Annotated in this window: 15 protein-coding genes, 2 tRNA genes and 1 pseudogene; 10 read left to right on the top strand and 8 right to left on the bottom strand. The window is 56.7% G+C overall.

Translation table 11 applies throughout. The features are described 5' to 3' along the window. Positions 1 to 218 precede the first annotated feature (218 nt). Positions 219 to 701 (bottom strand): hypothetical protein, encoded by a 483-nt coding sequence (locus IFJ82_RS14920; RefSeq protein ID WP_003617421.1) that lies wholly within the window; start codon positions 699 to 701, stop codon positions 219 to 221. A 408-nt stretch (positions 702 to 1109) separates the two neighbouring features. Here IFJ82_RS14920 and IFJ82_RS14925 point away from each other — a divergent pair, with 408 nt between their 5' ends. The 5 genes from IFJ82_RS14925 (at position 1110) to IFJ82_RS14945 (ending at position 4312) form a co-directional block, all read left to right on the top strand. After that, positions 1110 to 1325 carry a hypothetical protein gene (locus IFJ82_RS14925; protein WP_192266598.1) on the top strand — a complete coding sequence of 72 codons (216 nt, stop codon included), beginning with the start codon at positions 1110 to 1112 and terminating at the stop codon, positions 1323 to 1325. 1 nt (position 1326) lies between these two features. Further along, positions 1327 to 1992, top strand: a complete 666-nt coding sequence (locus IFJ82_RS14930; RefSeq protein WP_003617416.1) for a helix-turn-helix transcriptional regulator — start codon at positions 1327 to 1329, stop codon at positions 1990 to 1992. 96 nt (positions 1993 to 2088) lie between these two features. After that, positions 2089 to 3894 (top strand): translation elongation factor 4, encoded by a 1806-nt coding sequence (gene lepA, locus IFJ82_RS14935; protein ID WP_003617413.1) that lies wholly within the window; start codon positions 2089 to 2091, stop codon positions 3892 to 3894. Between the two features lie 133 nt (positions 3895 to 4027). After that, a tRNA-Ser gene (locus IFJ82_RS14940) sits at positions 4028 to 4118 on the top strand. Continuing rightward, positions 4091 to 4312 carry a hypothetical protein gene (locus tag IFJ82_RS14945; RefSeq protein WP_192265082.1) on the top strand — a complete coding sequence of 74 codons (222 nt, stop codon included), beginning with the start codon at positions 4091 to 4093 and terminating at the stop codon, positions 4310 to 4312. Before IFJ82_RS14940 ends, IFJ82_RS14945 begins: the two co-directional genes overlap by 28 nt. A 7-nt stretch (positions 4313 to 4319) precedes the next feature. Here the strand turns inward: IFJ82_RS14945 and IFJ82_RS14950 are convergent, their stop codons facing one another. The 4 genes from IFJ82_RS14950 to IFJ82_RS14965 form a co-directional block, all read right to left on the bottom strand. Next, positions 4320 to 4883 (bottom strand): DsbA family protein, encoded by a 564-nt coding sequence (locus IFJ82_RS14950; RefSeq protein WP_062808518.1) that lies wholly within the window; start codon positions 4881 to 4883, stop codon positions 4320 to 4322. Between the two features lie 45 nt (positions 4884 to 4928). Then, a complete protein-coding gene (locus IFJ82_RS14955) occupies positions 4929 to 5426 on the bottom strand; it encodes a metallophosphoesterase family protein (RefSeq protein ID WP_003617408.1) in 498 nt (165 codons plus the stop codon). A gap of 386 nt (positions 5427 to 5812) precedes the next feature. Beyond that, positions 5813 to 5887: transfer RNA gene (locus tag IFJ82_RS14960), tRNA-Thr, on the bottom strand. A gap of 139 nt (positions 5888 to 6026) precedes the next feature. Continuing rightward, positions 6027 to 8372 carry an AsmA family protein gene (locus IFJ82_RS14965; RefSeq protein WP_225578706.1) on the bottom strand — a complete coding sequence of 782 codons (2346 nt, stop codon included), beginning with the start codon at positions 8370 to 8372 and terminating at the stop codon, positions 6027 to 6029. 196 nt (positions 8373 to 8568) lie between these two features. On the opposite strand from IFJ82_RS14965, the gene ilvD reads away from it, so the two are divergent. The 3 genes and pseudogenes from ilvD (at position 8569) to IFJ82_RS14980 (ending at position 12552) form a co-directional block, all read left to right on the top strand. After that, a complete protein-coding gene (gene ilvD, locus IFJ82_RS14970) occupies positions 8569 to 10431 on the top strand; it encodes a dihydroxy-acid dehydratase (RefSeq protein ID WP_075594850.1) in 1863 nt (620 codons plus the stop codon). Between the two features lie 70 nt (positions 10432 to 10501). Then, positions 10502 to 11263: pseudogene (locus tag IFJ82_RS14975) on the top strand (IS5 family transposase). A 152-nt stretch (positions 11264 to 11415) separates the two neighbouring features. Then, entirely contained in the window at positions 11416 to 12552 is a 1137-nt protein-coding gene (locus tag IFJ82_RS14980) for an FkbM family methyltransferase (RefSeq protein WP_192265086.1), read from the top strand. A gap of 694 nt (positions 12553 to 13246) precedes the next feature. Here the strand turns inward: IFJ82_RS14980 and IFJ82_RS14985 are convergent. After that, entirely contained in the window at positions 13247 to 13480 is a 234-nt protein-coding gene (locus tag IFJ82_RS14985; protein ID WP_003617387.1) for a hypothetical protein, read from the bottom strand. 442 nt (positions 13481 to 13922) lie between these two features. Then, positions 13923 to 15311 (bottom strand): NAD-dependent succinate-semialdehyde dehydrogenase, encoded by a 1389-nt coding sequence (locus tag IFJ82_RS14990; protein WP_192265088.1) that lies wholly within the window; start codon positions 15309 to 15311, stop codon positions 13923 to 13925. A 260-nt stretch (positions 15312 to 15571) separates the two neighbouring features. On the opposite strand from IFJ82_RS14990, the gene IFJ82_RS14995 reads away from it, so the two are divergent. Further along, positions 15572 to 16186, top strand: coding sequence for a hypothetical protein (locus tag IFJ82_RS14995; protein ID WP_225578707.1), 615 nt, complete (start codon positions 15572 to 15574; stop codon positions 16184 to 16186). A 469-nt stretch (positions 16187 to 16655) separates the two neighbouring features. Here IFJ82_RS14995 and IFJ82_RS15000 read toward each other — a convergent pair whose 3' ends face one another. Continuing rightward, the gene (locus IFJ82_RS15000) at positions 16656 to 16844 is read right to left on the bottom strand and encodes a hypothetical protein (protein ID WP_003617382.1); all 189 of its coding nucleotides are present in this window, start codon (positions 16842 to 16844) and stop codon (positions 16656 to 16658) included. Positions 16845 to 16968: 124 nt separating this feature from the next. On the opposite strand from IFJ82_RS15000, the gene IFJ82_RS15005 reads away from it, so the two are divergent. Continuing rightward, positions 16969 to 17766, top strand: a complete 798-nt coding sequence (locus IFJ82_RS15005) for a DNA/RNA non-specific endonuclease (protein ID WP_192266600.1) — start codon at positions 16969 to 16971, stop codon at positions 17764 to 17766. The last annotated feature ends 1 nt before the right edge of the window (position 17767 follow it).

Raw genomic sequence — 17767 nt, forward strand, 5'->3', positions numbered from 1 at the left:
CAAACAGTCTCTAAGGAATATTGGGTGCTGTCCTTTTGCGGCAGGACAGAACCCAACATCTTGGACCCTGCCCCAGAAAAATTGTAATCCCCAGGCAGGATAGCCACGGTTGTTTGGGACAAGTCCCGGGGACAAAAAGAAATGGCGCGTATCGCGGGGCACACCGCAATACGCGCCATTGTCGTTCCCTGTCCCCGTGATGGGAAAGGGATCAGGCGTTACTGCCCGCCGCCCAACAGGCTATCGACATCGGAACGCGTCTGATTGCGCATGTTGTTCCAGTTCTGCTTTTCCGCGGCGCCAGCGTTGCGGATCTGGTCCATCTTCTGCTGTGGGGCATTACGGATCGTATCAAGACGGTTGCGACCATTCTGCACGCGCTGGTCCAGGTTCGAACGTTCGTTCGCCAGCTTCTGCTCCTCTGCCTTGCGGGCACGGTCCCAGCGGCCGGTCGTATTATCACGCAACTGGTTTTCCTTGTCCTTCAGGGCCTGCTGGCGCTGCTGCATCTGCGCGTTGCTCTTGTCACGATAGGCCTGAAGACGGTTGTTCGCACAATCCCCCGCCTGCGCCGCACGATCCAGCACGTCCCAGCTTGGCGTGGTTGAGTTCTGGCTGCAATCCGTGGCGTGCGCCGCAGGGGAAAGGGCGAAAACAGCACCGGACAGACTCGCTGCAAGAAAAAAACGATTAAACTTCATTATTACCCTCATCAACTGCAAGATAAGCTGGTCCGACTGGAAACAACCACGGACATATGGCTGCATTTGGACAAGGTTGTGTCAAAATCGCACCCTGTCGCCCTGCACCTCACATAATGTCCCCCTCCGCCGGACGGGAGACCCCATAACACATGGCTGCCTTTTCCGTGGCACAAGGGACACGAAACCCGCCCAATTCGGTTATATTGAAAAATAGCATATTTATTAAAATATTGTGATGATGTATACTGATGGTTCGCCATTGAAAGCTTTGCATTTTCTTATCGACATTCATGATGATACGTCCTTCATGCGGCCACCGACGCGGGTTTTGCGTCCCTGGGCCCCGCCAGCCTGCCGCATCGGCACCGGCTGGCGCTGTGCCCATGCGACAGGGTGACTGACGCCATGTGGGACCAGCCTTATCTTGAGACCTGCTGCCGTTCGGCCCTGCACCGCCTGAGCCTGAGTGAACAGGCTGGGCGCCCGGCGGGTCTGCCGGATACACCGTGCCTGGAACGGCTGGCGGGAATGGGGCTGGCCCTGCAACGCGATGACGGGCGGTTTGTAATTTCAGCAACAGGAATCAAACGGCATTGCAGCGAAATCATGAAACGGCCCTGACATGATCAGCCATGAAGACATCTGGCGGGCGCTGGATCTTCTGGCGACGGAACGCGGCATGACCCCATCGGGACTGGCCCGCGCGGCGGGGCTGGACAGCACGACCTTCAACCCCTCCAAACGTATGACATCATCGGGGCGGCCGCGCTGGCCCGGGACCGAAAGTCTGGCGCGCACACTGTCGGCCACCGGCATCTCGCTCGAAGGGTTCGGGCGGTTGATGACCGGCCATGGCGACAGGCTGGGCGGGACGCATCATGCGCACCTTATGATCGTGCCATTTTCGGAACTGGGGCAGGCCGAACTGTTTGACGAATCCGGCCTGCCCAGTGGCGACCGTTGGGAAACATGGGATTTCCATGGGTTGGCGGACCATCATTCCTACGCGGTACTGGTCGATTCCGATAACATGGAACCGATCTTTCGCGCCGGGACCGTACTTGTGGTCTCCCCCACCGCTGCGATCCGGCAGCATGACCGCGTATTGCTGCATGGTCCTGATTCCCATGCCTGTTGCGGGATCGTGACCGACCGGTGGCATGACGTGCCCCTGACCGCGCCGCTGCATGAACGAATCCGTATTCGTGGCGTTGGGCGCATAGAGGGGGAAACCATCGAAATGGACGGCGATACACGTGTTCACCGCATTGCGATGGCCTGCCTTTGACCATTGCCGCAGGTTCAGGCGCGACGGCCCCTGAAAACAGGATTAATTCATGATGTCCCGGCTGACTTTTGGCAATTTTTACCTTATGTCTCGCGCATGACCGACACGCCCCTTTCCCTGATCCGCAATTTCTCGATCATTGCCCATATCGACCATGGGAAATCGACGCTGGCCGATCGCCTGATCCAGGCCTGTGGCGCGCTGACACAGCGCGAGATGACGAACCAGGTCCTTGACAACATGGACCTTGAACGTGAACGCGGCATTACGATCAAGGCACAGACCGTGCGCCTGACCTATCCGGCAAAGGATGGCAAGACCTATATCCTGAACCTGATGGACACGCCGGGCCATGTCGACTTCGCCTATGAGGTCAGCCGTTCGCTGGCGGCATGCGAGGGATCGCTGCTGGTGGTTGATGCGTCACAGGGGGTGGAGGCGCAGACACTGGCCAATGTGTATCAGGCCATCGACGCCAACCATGAGATCGTACCCGTCCTGAACAAAGTGGACCTGCCTGCCGCTGACTGCGAACGCGTCAAGGCGCAGATCGAGGAAGTCGTGGGCATCGACGCCGAGGACGCGGTGGAAGTTTCCGCCAAGACCGGCCTGAACATCGAGGCGGTACTCGAAGCCCTGGTCACGCGTCTGCCCCCGCCAAAGGGCGATGCCGAAGCCCCGCTCAAGGCGCTGCTGGTCGATAGCTGGTATGACCCCTATCTTGGGGTCATCACACTGGTCCGTGTGAAGGAAGGCCGCCTGAAGAAGGGCATGCGCATTCGCATGATGTCCACCGGCGTGGTTCACAATGTTGACCAGGTGGGCGTATTCGCCCCGCGCCTGACCCCGATGGATGAACTTGGCCCGGGGGAAATCGGCTATATCAACGCGGCGATCAAGACGGTGGCCGATTGTAACGTGGGCGATACCCTGACCGATGACCGGCGCCCCGCCGACATGCCCCTTGCGGGGTTCAAGCCATCCGTACCGGTGGTATGGTGCGGGCTGTATCCCATCGTCGCCGATGATTTCGAGAAGCTGCGCGACAGCCTTGCCAAACTGCGCCTGAATGATGCGTCGTTCCATTACGAGGCCGAGACCTCCGCCGCGCTGGGCTTTGGTTTCCGCTGTGGTTTCCTTGGGCTTTTGCATCTGGAAATCATCCAGGAACGCCTCAGCCGGGAATTCAACCTCGACCTGATCGCCACGGCCCCATCGGTCGTCTATCGCCTGTGGCGCACCAATGGCGCGATGGAGGAACTGCATAACCCCGCCGACATGCCCGACGGATCGCTGATTGAACGTATCGAGGAACCGTGGATCAAGGCGACGATCATGGTGCCTGACGAATATCTGGGCGCGGTGCTGACGCTGTGTACGGAACGGCGCGGGATACAGCAGGACCTGACCTATGTTGGCAACCGGGCGATGGCGGTCTATCGCCTGCCGTTGAATGAAGTGGTCTTTGACTTCTATGACCGGTTGAAATCCGTCTCACGCGGGTATGCCAGCTTTGACTACCAGATGGACACTTATGAAGAGAGCGAGCTTGTGCGCATCTCCATCCTTGTCAATCAGGAACCCGTGGATGCGCTGTCCTTTATCGCGCACCGTTCGGCAGCCGAAACGCGGGGACGTGCGATCTGCGCGAAGCTGAAAGAGCTGATCCCCCGGCAGTTGTTCAAGATCGCAATTCAGGCATCCATCGGCAGCCGTATCATCGCACGTGAAACACTCGGCGCGATGTCCAAGGATGTGACGGCCAAATGTTATGGCGGCGACATCTCGCGCAAGCGCAAGCTTCTGGACAAGCAGAAGGAAGGCAAAAAGCGCATGCGTCAGTTCGGCAAGGTGGAAATCCCGCAGAGTGCGTTCCTTGCCGCGCTGAAGATGGATCACTGACACACGACGCGGCACCGCACGATTATCCCGTGAATCAGTGGAATAATCGTGCCGTTTTCCCCTTGCGCTTGGACGAATTGCTGCTATGTTCCGCACCCGTCAGGCAGGATTAGCGTCCCGTTACTGACCGGTTGGAGAGATGGCCGAGCGGCTTAAGGCGCACGCTTGGAAAGCGTGTGTGCGTTAATAGCGTACCGTGGGTTCGAATCCCACTCTCTCCGCCACGGTCATGTTTTTCACAAAAAACCTGTTGATGATCCTGCCCCTGTCAGTCTGCTCGGGCAGCATCGGCATGATGACAGGCGCAGAAGCCTACGATCTGTCTTTTGGATGCTGTGCAGGAAAAAGCTTCATCAGAAACTTCTTCCTGTCTTTTTCAGCAGGGTTCAAAGATCACAGCCCGCATTTGCGGATATGATCCGGGATCAGGAAAAAATCCGTTCAATCCATGCATCCACGCTGTCCCCACTGCTGATGGCGGGATCAATCAAGCCATCGACCATAAAGGTGGGGGAGACATGGATGCCATTCTGGCGTGCGTATTTGCAGTGCCATTTGATGGCTGACTGCAGGTCCGGCAGGGCAAAGGCCTCCTCCAGTGCTACGCCACTATATTGTTCCATGCGGCGGATGATGTCGTTGGGCGTCGCGTCCATATTGGGGCCGGCGCAATGATTGGTGAACTCGAATTCCTCGCGGTGCGCACCGACGGCATCCATGACCCGACGCGCGGTCTCCTTGCCGCCCTTCAGCGTGGAGGCGGCAAGAATGGCACGCACGATCACACCTGAAAACATATGCCATGGCTGCGACTGAAACAGGATACGGACCGTAATCCGCTCCTCCCCCACCTGCCGGAGCAACGCATCCAGCTTACCCAAGGCCCGGACCGAAAACGGGCAGGTTGGTTCCACGAAAATCTCGAACAGGCGGGGACCATGCCCCCAGACCAGTGGATCGACATGAGGGGATGCGGAAATGCCAGACATGTTATGGCTCCTTGATATTTTCCAAACGGTTCGGACGCGCGGGCATCAGGTTGCCTGCGCCATGCGATGCGTGATCTGATCGAAACCAACGGGGGCAAAGGACCAGGCATCCACCCCGACATCGCACGACTGCGCCGTGGGGGGCAGGGCATTATGCATATGCCCATACAGGTGGATCGACCCGTAATGGGACGCATTCCACACCCGCATGGGATAATGGAACAGGACGACCCGCCTGCCGGCAACAGACATTTCATGATAGTCATGGATGGAGGCCCAGCCCTGCCATTTACGGGCGTGACGGTCATGATTGCCGACAATCAGGTGTTTGCGCCCGTTCAGGTGGCGCGCATAATGCCCGGCATCCCTGCCGGCGCAGAAATCACCAAGGCACCAGACCTCATCCATCGGGCCAACCCGGTCATTCCACTGCTGCACCATGGCGGTATCCATCGCCTGCACGTCCGCAAAGGGGCGGGAACAGTATGTGAGAATGCCCGCATGACCAAAGTGCTGATCGGACGTGAACCAGATTTTTGTCATTCCCCAACCATAGCAGATCATCAGGATATTTTTGATGATGCCTGTTCCCAGAAGCGACGAACGACATCATTGATCCCGCGCCCCCCTTCGCTGCGAATTTTGAAAAATTCGTCCCTTGGGAACCTTGATCTTCCAACAACGGGCAGCCCGCCGCGACAGCGATGATGCTGGCGACACGTTAGAGAGTGTTTGAAAACAAGTCCTTGATAAAAAACAGGAAAAGTTTTTGGGTGCTGCCTTTTTTTAAAAAAGGCGGCGTCTTCTGAAGCTTTTTAGAAAAAGCTTCACCAAAAAACCTTTATAATTTCAGTATGTTATCGAGCCTGACTTTTCAAACAGTCTCTTGGGCGCGAAATCCGCACGAGCGATCTTGTTTTTTGAAAATATGGTGCCGGGTGAGGGATTTGAACCCCCGGCCTTCGGTTTACAAAACCGCTGCACTACCACTGTGCTAACCCGGCGACTGACCCTGGGGACAGGGCAGTGTCACGATGGGAACGACCATGTGCCGCCCCATTGTCCGGCCCGCGATGGGGCCATGGCGTTCTTTTTGCCTATATCGCCACGTATGGTCAAGCAGGGATTCCATACCATCATGGATCAATGCCCTGCCTTCAGGCGCGCGGCCCAGACCGCCCGGATCCGGGCACGTTCGGCAGCACTCAGTTGCCCCGCCCCCCGTATGCCTGTTGCCCGTGTGGCTGTCGCCTGTTTACCCGTGCCACGTCGGCCCACAGCGGCCTGATGGCGTCTTGCGGCCTGCGGACGCCCCGCAACTGGCGCCTTGCCCGCCGCAGGATTGTCCTGCATCTGCCGGATGGCCTGCGCGCACAATGACTGCTTGCCAACCCCGGCCTCAATCGTCGGCAGCAGCGCCACCGGCGTCACCACGCCAAGCAGGACAGACCCCACCGCACGGGCGATCGTTTCCGTGCCCGGCACGATGGAAGGTTTTTTCAACAGACCGGTAATATGCAGGGTCCCCGGAAAGGAGCCCACCGCGAAATGGCGTGAATCCGTGCTGAGGGCATAATCAATCGTATTGTTGCGGAAATCGAGGCTTCCCTTGCCAACCGTGCGGGTGTCGCCCGTCTCGATCAGGAAGGTGCGCGTATCAAGCACCCCCTGCCGCAACGGCATATCCGCGACCATGCATTTGAGGTCGGTCTTGGCAGGCAATCCAAGAATGGACAGCAACGCCTTGCCAAGTTCCAGTCCCAGCAGATCCGGCAGCACGGCGGAAATATCTCCCCCCTGGTCAAGCGCGACCGTCATGCCGCCATCGCCATTGGCGACGATACCCGCAAGCGAGGTCCCCGTCCCATGAATCGCAAGATGACCACCAAAGATGCCGCTCCCCTGGAACCGTCCGGCAGCCTGCATCAGGCGCGACAGGTTGATACGCACAAGGTCGATGCCGATCCGTGCCTCCACCGCGTCACCATGTGGGGTAAAGGTGCCATTGCTGGCCAGAGTGCCTGACCCCACCGCGAAATTCAGATGGTGGACATCAATGACGCCGTCACGGATATCAGCCAGCACATCGATATTGTCCAACGGCGTATGCCGGTTTTCGATATGATCCCCGTGATAGGCGAAATGCACATTCGTCGCACGCAGCCTTGGCATGTTGATCGGCGTGCTGGGCAACACGGCATTACTGCTGGCATGGGCGCGGGCCTCTGCCTGCTGCTGCGCGGTGGAAGGCCTGTCCCCCGGCGTCGCACCGAAAAAACCACCAAGGTCAGCAAGGTCCACACGTCGCGAATGCAGGTCAGCATCCACGAACGGCACCGCCTGGTGCGGGTCAATCGACAGGTTGCCGCCCAGATCGCTGGAGCCGACATGCCCGTCAAGGTCGCGGAAACGGATATGCGCGGCACTGTAATCAAGGTTTCCCACCACGCGATAGGGCGGGGTCTGCGGGATGACCACCCCCGTCAGAGGATATAGGAGCGACATATCCGGTCCGGCGAGGGACAGCCGCAGGCGCGCCCCGGCAAGGGTCAGCGGATCATCAATGGTTCCACGCAGGGTCAGGCGGGTTGCGCCATGGCGTATATCGAGGTCAACCGGATAAGGCTGCGTGCGATTTTGCAACGATACCAGTGTCCCGCCGGAAAAATGCCCGGTTATCGCCTGCCGGACATAGGTACCCTGCGCATCCACCAGCAGGCGGGCATCCTGTCCATTGGCGGGGTCGGTCGTGCGGACCGCCCCCCGCATGTCGGTATGCAATCCGGCATGCACGACATGCAGTTGCCCGTTGGCAATACGGATCGCGCCGATACACGGGATTGTCGTGGCGTCGCCATCCGTGGTGGCCGACGCCCCCTTTGACGGCGTGCCCCCTCCTGTCATGGCGTCCGGCTGTGCGGTGGTGGTTGATGTGGTGCCATCCGCCTTTGACGTCCCCGTTGTCCCTGTTGCCGTTACTGCCGCTGATGCCGCATCTGGCGTTTTCGTCACCTTTGTGCCGGGATCGGGTTTTGTGTCGGGGGCAGAAAAATCGTAATTCGTGCTGCCATCCGCGCGTTCGCGGATTTCCACCACCGGGGTATCCAGCGCAATCAGCGGCAGATCCAGACCGCCCCCCCACAACAGCGGCCACCAGCGGATGGAAACATCCAGACGCCGCGCCGTGGCAAATGGCGGCAGGTCGTCAAAACCCGCAGGCTGTTCGATGCGCACATCATCCGCCCCGACCCGAATGACCCGGCCGGGATGGACATGCAGATGCGCGATCGTGACCTTGCGATGAATCGCAGCCCCCGCCCGGCGTTCAACCAGCGGGATGAACCAGTCCCATGACCACAAGATGACCAACGCAAGCACCGCGACACACAGGCTGCCGGCCAGGATCGCACGCACGGGAGGCACCGCACGCCCCTGACGGGATGGGGGGGATGGCTGTGTGCGTACGATTCGATTGCCTGTATCGGTCATGCCTGCCCTTTCTTCCGGATTGATCCGAAACGCCTGCCATTGCACAGAGTTGCGGGACACGTCCCCCCACCCCCTTTCGCACCACACGCACCGCGTGAAACAACGGGGTGGCGTGGAACTGTGCGGTCCTGTAATTGCCGTGTAGTCATATCCATATCGTCACTGGCTGTCCCACATACCGCAGAAAGGTTTACCGATGCCTGCCTATCGTTCCCGCACCACGACACATGGCCGCAACATGGCCGGTGCGCGCAGCCTGTGGCGTGCGACCGGCATGCAGGACCAGGATTTCGGCAAACCGATCATCGCGGTGGCCAATTCGTTCACACAGTTCGTGCCCGGTCATGTCCATCTGAAGGATCTTGGCCAGCTTGTCGCCGGTGCAGTGGCCGAAGCCGGGGGGGTCGCACGGGAATTCAACACCATCGCCGTGGATGACGGCATCGCCATGGGCCATGGCGGAATGCTCTACAGCCTGCCGTCGCGCGAACTGATCGCGGACGCGGTGGAATATATGGTCAACGCGCATTGCGCCGACGCACTGGTCTGTATCAGCAACTGCGACAAGATTACGCCGGGCATGCTGATGGCGGCGATGCGGCTGAACATCCCCACGATCTTCGTTTCTGGCGGGCCGATGGAAGCAGGAAAGATCCTGAACGAAGGCGTCGAGCGGCGCGTAGACCTCATCAGTTCCATGGTCGCGGCGGCGGATACCCGCATCAGCGATGACCAGTCACAGCAGATCGAACGCTCTGCCTGTCCGACCTGCGGATCGTGCTCTGGCATGTTCACTGCCAATTCCATGAACTGCCTGACCGAGGCGCTCGGCCTTGCCCTGCCCGGCAATGGCAGCCTGCTTGCGACACATGCCGACCGGCGCGACCTGTTCCTTCAGGCCGGGCGACGCATCGTCGAACTGGCGCGGCAATGGTACGAACATGATGACGCCACCGCCCTGCCACGCGGGATTGCGACCCTGGCTGCCTTTGAAAATGCCATGTCCGTCGATATCGCAATGGGGGGGTCGACCAACACGGTGCTGCATCTGCTTGCCGCCGCGCATGAAGGCAAGGTCGCGTTCACCATGGCCGATATCGACCGCCTGTCGCGCCGGGTGCCGAACCTGTGCAAGGTCGCGCCCTCGCGCTCTGACATCCATATGGAGGACGTGCATCGCGCAGGCGGCATTCCGGCCATCATGGGCGAATTGATGCGCATGGGCCTGCTTCATGATGACGTGCCAAGCGTCCATGCCCCCAACCTGCGCACGTCACTGTCGAAATGGGACATTGGCAATCCGGACGTGGACGATGCCGCGCGCACCCTGTTTCGCGCCGCCCCCGGCGGTGTACGCACGACACAGGCATTTTCACAGGCAAGCCGCTACACCGAACTGGACACCGACCGCGCGACAGGCGCGATCCGCGACAGCGAACATGCCTATAGCCGTGACGGCGGGCTTGCCGTCCTGTTCGGCAATATCGCCGAGGACGGGGCCATCGTGAAGACAGCGGGCGTTGCGGCGAACCTGCTGACCTTTACCGGTCCCGCACGTATTTTCGAAAGCCAGGACGACGCCGTTTCCGCCATCCTTGGCGACCGGATCAAGCCGGGCGACGTGGTCGTCATCCGTTACGAAGGGCCCAAGGGCGGTCCGGGCATGCAAGAAATGCTGTATCCCACCAGCTATCTGAAGTCCAAGGGGCTGGCTGAAAAATGCGCCCTGATTACAGACGGGCGGTTTTCGGGCGGCAGTTCGGGCCTGTCGATCGGCCACATCTCCCCCGAGGCGGCGGAAGGTGGCCTGATCGGACTGCTGGAGGAAGGCGACACCATCGAAATCGACATCCCCGCACGCGTTCTGCGCACCACAGTGGGTGATGCCGAAATGGCCGCACGCCGCGAACGCATGGAAGAGCGGGACGAACAGGCATGGCAGCCAAACCGCGACCGTGTCGTGTCCACCGCGTTGCAGGCCTATGCCGCACTGACCACCAGTGCGTCGCATGGTGCGGTGCGCGACGTGGCGCAGTTGCGCCGTCGCATCATTCGTTAGGGGCTGTCTACATTCAGGAATTCCACTTGGATTGAAGTTCTGATTCAAGGCTGTCTATGGAGGGCGAGCCTTGAGCAGACGGACACTGACAGACGAGCAATGGAGCCGGATCAAAAACCATCTTCCCGGCCGGATCGGACTGCCTGGGCGGAGTGGGGTCGATAATCGGCTGTTCGTTAGATGCGATCCTGTGGATGGCCGGCAATGCGGTCCACTGGCGCGATCTACCAAAGGTTTTTGGCAAATGGGCCACAATCCACTCCCGTTTTCGGCGCTGGTCACATGCGGGCGTCTGGGGGAGGCTATTTCATGCCCTGGCCGATACGCCCGACTTTGAATATGTCCTGATCGATAGCACGATTTCGAAAGTCCACGCTGATGCAACGGGCGCAAAAGGGGGGCTGAAGCTGCCGCCATCGGTCGTTCGCATGGCGGATTGACGACCAAGCTGCACGCCGCCGTCGATGCGATCGGCCTGCCGCTACGCATTCATCCGACGCCGGGACAATATGGCGATCAACCGCAGGCAGAGACGCTCCTGTCTGGTTTGCAGGGCATCGTCGGCCACGTCATCGCCGACGCCGCATATGAGGCTGATCCTCTGCGCGCCTTCATTGCTGATGAACTCGGTGCAACCGCTCAGATCAGGGCCAATCCCAGTCGCGCTATCGTTCCGCCAATAGAGTGGAGACTCTACAAAGAACGCCATCAGATCGAGTGCTTCTTCAATAAACTCAAACATTTCCGAAGAAGCGCCCTGCGGTGCGAAAAGACACTCACGGCCTTCATGGGCTTCGTCCACCTCGCATGCGCTATGATTGGGCTACGCTGAATGCAGACAGCCCATAAGGCACAACCCGCCGTGCAGGTTCACAACCTGCACGGCGGGCGAATGTTGCTTTTTGTAAAAAAAAGCCATAAATATTTACAAGACAATCACAGATCCAGATAAAATCTGGATAACATCTGGATAATGTGAATATTATGGAAATTAAAACGACTATTTCTTTCGATCTTTCTGATGATTTTCACTCATATATTGATATAGATAAAATAAAAAACGGCACTAACATCGAACAGTCCGCCACGTTACTGTGGGGACCATACGTGGATATACCTTCCGGATCTTGGAAAGTTGTGTTCAATGGCATGTTCGAAGCCGGAGAAAATGAATCTACATGTGATGTCTCCACAGAGATGGGCCTATTTACCCTAGGGACATCTGCCCTGTGCCCAGGCACAGGAAAAATTGCAGAGATCGAGTTTTCAAACCCCACCACAAATATCAAGGTTGAATTTCGCGTATCTACCGCAGCAGGATCGCGCATTCGGATCGACAGTATCACTCTACAGCGTCAAGCCGATTATGCGCACACAACAGCTATAGCGACATCCATTCCAAATACAGGTCGAAATTTTAAGATTTATCAGCGAGACGGACTGAATCTGCTGCTGGATGAAGAGTCATTAGTCGATCATGATATTATTTATAATGGAGCTTGGGAACAAGGACAGTTAAATTATATGAAAGGAATTGCATCCGGATTTCATGGAAATACATCAAAAAAGGTATTTCTTGATATTGGTTCCTATTTCGGTTTGTATTCCCTTCATATGTCCCGAATAAATGTTTTTGATCAAATTATTGCATTTGAGGTGGACGAAATAAATCATCGTCAACTTCAGGCAAATCTACTTCTCAATGATCCAGAATTTTTTATCAAGACACATAACTTTGCTCTTTCAGACAAAGATGGGGAAACTTTTTTCTTCCCCTCAAAACTGCATCCCGGTAAAAATCGCGGGGGCGTCGGTATTGTTCCTGAAAATCAAGATCATACTAATTGCGTAAAGGTTTCTACACGCGCACTGGATAGTCTCCTAGATCTCTCAGGCCATATAATACTCGCTAAAATTGACGTAGAAGGTGCTGAGTTCGCTGTACTGCGTGGAATGCATAACATTTTATGTAATAATAATTGCGTTTTGCAAATCGAAGCACTGATATTCAATGATGATGATGTCGAAAAACATGCACAGATCGATGCTTTTCTTGTGTCACTAGGATACCGTCGTATCCATTCAGTTGGTGTAGACAATTATTATTCAAACTTCCATTAAGAAATATATATAATAATACTCATGGCAGTAAACGAAGAAACCCACGCCAAGATCAGGATCGTCCTGCCAAAGACCAAGAGATTATTTGAAAAATAAGAAAAGTTTCTGGGTGCCGCCTTTCGATCGAAAAAGGCGGCATCTTCTGAAGCTTTTTAGAAAAAGCTTCACCAAAAATCTTTATAATTTCAGGATGTTATCGCGCCTGCACTTTTAAACAGTTTCTAGCAGGCTGTTGGATTGGGCGCTAAAATAGACATCATTCATAACGTATGAAAACATATTTCTGTTCTTTGTGTCGAAAAGTCTATTATTTTCATAATATTAAGCAATGCTGTTACGCAAAAATTCCCAATCCGACAGCCTGCTAGGGCACTCCCATACGTCACACTTCGCCTGACGGATAGAAACATGGCATCGCACGACGCAATGTCATGACGCCAGAATGTCGCTGTTATCATGCGCCGCAGGGCATGCAGCGGCGCCCTCCCTTCTGGGCGAACCGCTTCAATCCGTGATGCGCAGGTCATTTATGGAAATGCCCGCTCCCTCCCTTTGGTATATCCTTGTGATATGGGGAAGATTCCAAGCAACCAAAGGGGGATTAACAGTCCCTTAATGGTTTGTGCGTGTCGCCTGTTGCACAAGAACGATGTCTTTGTGGCAAACAGGGCGTTCACTCATATGGGACATTTTCTCATGCCTGCCCCTGTGGGCGCAAACGACCAAGCGCCCCCACATCACAACGCGCCATACGGCGAAATGTCTGCGCCACACGATGCTTCAGCGCCGTCATGTCGGGCACGATCATGTTGTGAAGTGAGCGTACATTGTCGTGGGTGGCATAAAAACGGTGGGTCTGGTTCCTGTCCACCAGGATCGCCGTGCCCACGAAGATCCCATCTATTTCAATAATTTGTGAACCAAGCATGGTATCCTGCCTTCTTGCAACCGGTTGGACCTGACCCGGCAGGCCAAAAGATGGAACACCCTGTCCCACTCACCTGCCGCAGCATTGGTTGCCGGTACATCTTTCTTATTGTCGTCATTGGCATTACGGGATCGTTGCCCGCATACCCCTGATTTACATATCCACCGACCTGCAAAACGCCTCTGCGCCTTCCTGCCTGCGGACATGACAACGCATATTGCCTATCACAGGGCTGCATTCAATCAGAAAAACAATATTTTGATGTGAATTTTTAAATAACATTAAAGATATACTTTTGAAACACATGTGCCAAAAGTGGAATATTATGTCTTTTTTATGTCTCTTTATTTCTTTTACTTCATGACGACCACGAAACAGACCGCCATGTGCAACCATCCGTATCTCACGGGCGGGACCAGACCCCACCCGTGATGTAACCTGATTACGGTGCGTCGATATTCACGACGTTAATCAGCTTCTTGTTGACGAATTCATCAATACCAAGGCCCGAAAGCTCGCGCCCGTAACCCGATTTCTTGATCCCACCGAACGGCAGTTCGGGGGCGGTCCATGTCGGGTGGTTGATGAACACCATGCCAGTGCGTACCTGACGGGCCACGGCCACGCCGCGCGCCTCGTCACGGGTAAAGACAGAACCACCCAGGCCAAATTCGGAATCGTTCGCCAGCGCAATCGCTTCCTCATCACTGCCCACACGGAAAACCATGGCCACCGGACCAAAGAATTCCTGGAAATAAGCCGGGTTATCACGTGCCACATCCGTCAGGATGGTCGCACGGACGAACGCGCCCTGCTTTGGCACTTCCGCCCCGCAATAAAGCGGACGGGCACCATGGGCGACGGCCTGACGGACCTGCTCGTTCAGTTCGTCGGCAGCCCCTTGGGAAGACATGGGCGGCAGGGTGGTGGCCGCATCGCGCGGATCGCCCGCGACCAGCGCATCGAGTGCCACCTTGAACTTTGCGATGAATGCATCGGCAATGGAATCGGCAACGATGAAACGCTTGGACGCGACACAGCATTGTCCGCCATTATTGAGGCGCCCCCAGACGGCCCATTTGACCGTCTTGTCGAGGTCCGCATCATCAAGCACGATGAATGCATCGGCCCCGCCAAGTTCCAGCGTCGTCTTCTTCAGGCTCTTACCCGCACGGGATGCGACCGACCCGCCGGAACGTTCACCGCCCGTCAGGCACACCGCCGCAATGCGCGGGTCCTCGATCAGGCGATTAAGCTGGTCACGCGTGGCGAACAGGTTTGTATAGGCACCGGCCGGAGCCCCCGCATCCTGGAACAGCTTGTCAAAGGCGGCGGCGCATTGCGGCACGATGGACGAATGTTTCACAACCACGGTATTGCCCGCCATCAGTTGCGGACCCGCGACGCGCGCAAGCTGATAGTACGGAAAATTCCACGGCTCCACCGCCAGCAGAACGCCGATAGGGTCGCTGACGATCATCGGGCGCATATTCTCGGTCTCGGCTTCCTTCAGCGGGACCGGGGCAAGGAAACGTTCCGCATTGTCGGCATAGTAATCAAGGATATCAGCCGACAGCTTAACCTCGCCTTGTGCTTCGCGCGCAAGCTTGCCCATCTCCAGCGTCAGCAGGGCAGCGTAATCATCCGCCTGCGCACGCAGCAGGGAAGCCGCCTTTTTCATGATGGCACGACGTTCCGCAAAGGAAGTGCGTGACCATTTTTCAAAAGTATCGGCCGCCTGCGTGACAAGGGCCTCAAGCTGGGCGTCCTCAAGGTCAGCAAAGCGGGCGACCACTTCGTTGGTGTAGGGGTTTGTGGTAATATATGCCATGACTTCGCTTTGGCACATCAAAACAGCCAAGAAAAGAGAGTGTCCCCCCATGGCCTGCGGCAGGGTGGGAGGGTGACGGGGGCTTTTTTACGAACCCTGCACCGCGCCACGTCCCACAGGCGTGATTTTGCCTGCACGGTGCTGGACTTTTAATCATGGCATGACGCAACAATCGGTCCGTCCAGAATGGTCCGCCAGAAAGTTTAAGAAAAAATTTAATGCGAATTTGCTCGTTTTCGTTCCTATCCGAACATTTCCGTATGTCTTTTGCCGCCCGATTCGATGGGTCTGCACGCAGGCTCGGCCTTGCGGCGTCCATGCTCCTTGTCACCGGGATGGCCCATGCCGCCCCCTATCCCGCTGCGCTGTTGCCGCCCAATTCCACCGCGCAGGCTTGGGGGGTCAGCGTCCGGATCGACACAACGGGACATGGCTGCATCGTGCAGGCCACCATCGACCAGACACGCTTCATCACGCAGATGCCGCAAATGATCGCCGCTGGTATCTTCAGCACCCGCCTGACATCCGACCTGATCCAGCAGACGCCGCATTACCTGATGAATGTGTTGCAGACGGACATCAGCCCGGGCTTTGTCCATGCCCTGTTCATGCAGGCGGGCGCACCGGCGCGATGCCGTTTCACGTGGGATTATGTCGCGCCCGGCCCATCGGGGGGACTGGTGTCGCATCCCATGGTGTCATTTGAATTCACACGTCCCGCGCATGACCGGATCAACTGGCCCCAAATCAGATTCGGGGACATGATCGCAAGCGAGGACGCCGTACGCACGGACCCCTTATTCGATGCACAGGTTAATGAAGAGACACTCGACATTACCATAGCGCTTGCCCACGACGATGCGGGCTCCCCCTGAAACGCAGTATCAGAGCGTGTTTGAAAACAAATAAAAAAGTTTCTGGGTGCCGCCTTTCGATCGAAAAAGGCGGTATCTTCTGAAGCTTTTTGGAAAAAGCTTCACAAAAATCTTTATAATTTCAGCATGTTATCTGGACTGACTTTTCAAACGGTCTCTCAGGGCATCATTTAAAAAGGAAATCACGGCAGCAAAAAAAGAGAGAATTTGAAAGAAATTCATCAAAAAAGAACAACAGAAGCCTGTGGGTATTATTTTATTTTTAAAAAGGCAATTTCTGTCAAAGATTTTCCAAGAAATTCATGATCCCAGTCGGCGGCTGCTCCTGCCTTTCTAGGTGCCCTCTCAATATTCCGGGGCGTGCCTGCCGCCTGAAGAACAATGTCTTTCGCACCTCTTTGCAAAAAACTTCTATCTTTATCAATTCGTTGCTTTAAACACGCCCATTCACTAAATCACAGCGCCTGCGTCAGGCACCACGCAACCAGTTAAGCAACATGTCACCCACCGCAAGGCAGGCCAGAAGTACGACCACAACACGGATGCCGACATATAATTTCCGCTGCATCGGGGTCAGCGGCTTTTCACGCCGTCGCAGGATCACCTTGTTCGGGTCGGGGGCCTGCACGTAACGTACATGCGGGGAATCGTCCGTCATGTCACTCACCCTCCCTTAATTTCTGCCGCCGTGATTAACAGACATGACAGGATTCCACCACCATATGTTCACCCATCGCCAGCACACGGTCGCCCTTCTGGATGCCCTGTTCCCTCTGGCATGCATGATGCTGATGGTGGCGGCGCTGATATCAGGGGCACGGGCCGCATCGTGCGATTCCATGGGGCCGGAAGATCATCTGCCTGCCCTGACCAATGAAAAACTTTCCATACAGGCGCGCCTGTTATGCAATACGGCCTTTGCCGTCCTGCATTCAGGTCTTGCGCATGAACCCGTCTGGTCCGCCGAACACCTGACGGCACAAGCCATCCGCCAGGCCGAAGCCACACCGCGCCGTGGTGAATTCCAGCCCGATGAACGCCTGCCCGCGGGTGAAGGCGCGCAACTGACGGATTATGTTCATTCGGGGTATGACCGGGGCCATATGACCCCTTCGGGCGACATGCCTGATGAGGCCACACAGGCAGAAAGCTTCCGCCTGTCGAATGTCGTGCCGCAAAGCGCTGCACTCAACCGGGGGAAGTGGGAGGAAATAGAAAGCGCGGTCCGACGTCTGGCCCTGCGGGATGGCGAAGTTTATGTCGTTACCGGCCCGGCATTTCACGCCCGCCGCCTTTCCAGCATCGGGCATGATAGGGTGCTGGTCCCGACATCAACATGGAAGGCCATTTACGATCCACGCAGGCAGGCTGCGGGCGTTTATGTCTGTCGCAATGCATTGCGTAATCCAGGATGCAACCGCGTCACGATCAATGTCCTGATCCACACGGTGGGCGTCGATCCGTTTCCCGCGCTACCGTCCGCGCTGAAACAGACATACATTACCCTGCCCCTGCGGACCGTCCGGCACACCACGTCACGATATCGCACACACCGCGTCCGCCATTACTGGCGGGAATGAT

It is taken from the genome of Novacetimonas hansenii (assembly GCF_014843995.1).
GTDB lineage: Bacteria > Pseudomonadota > Alphaproteobacteria > Acetobacterales > Acetobacteraceae > Novacetimonas > Novacetimonas hansenii.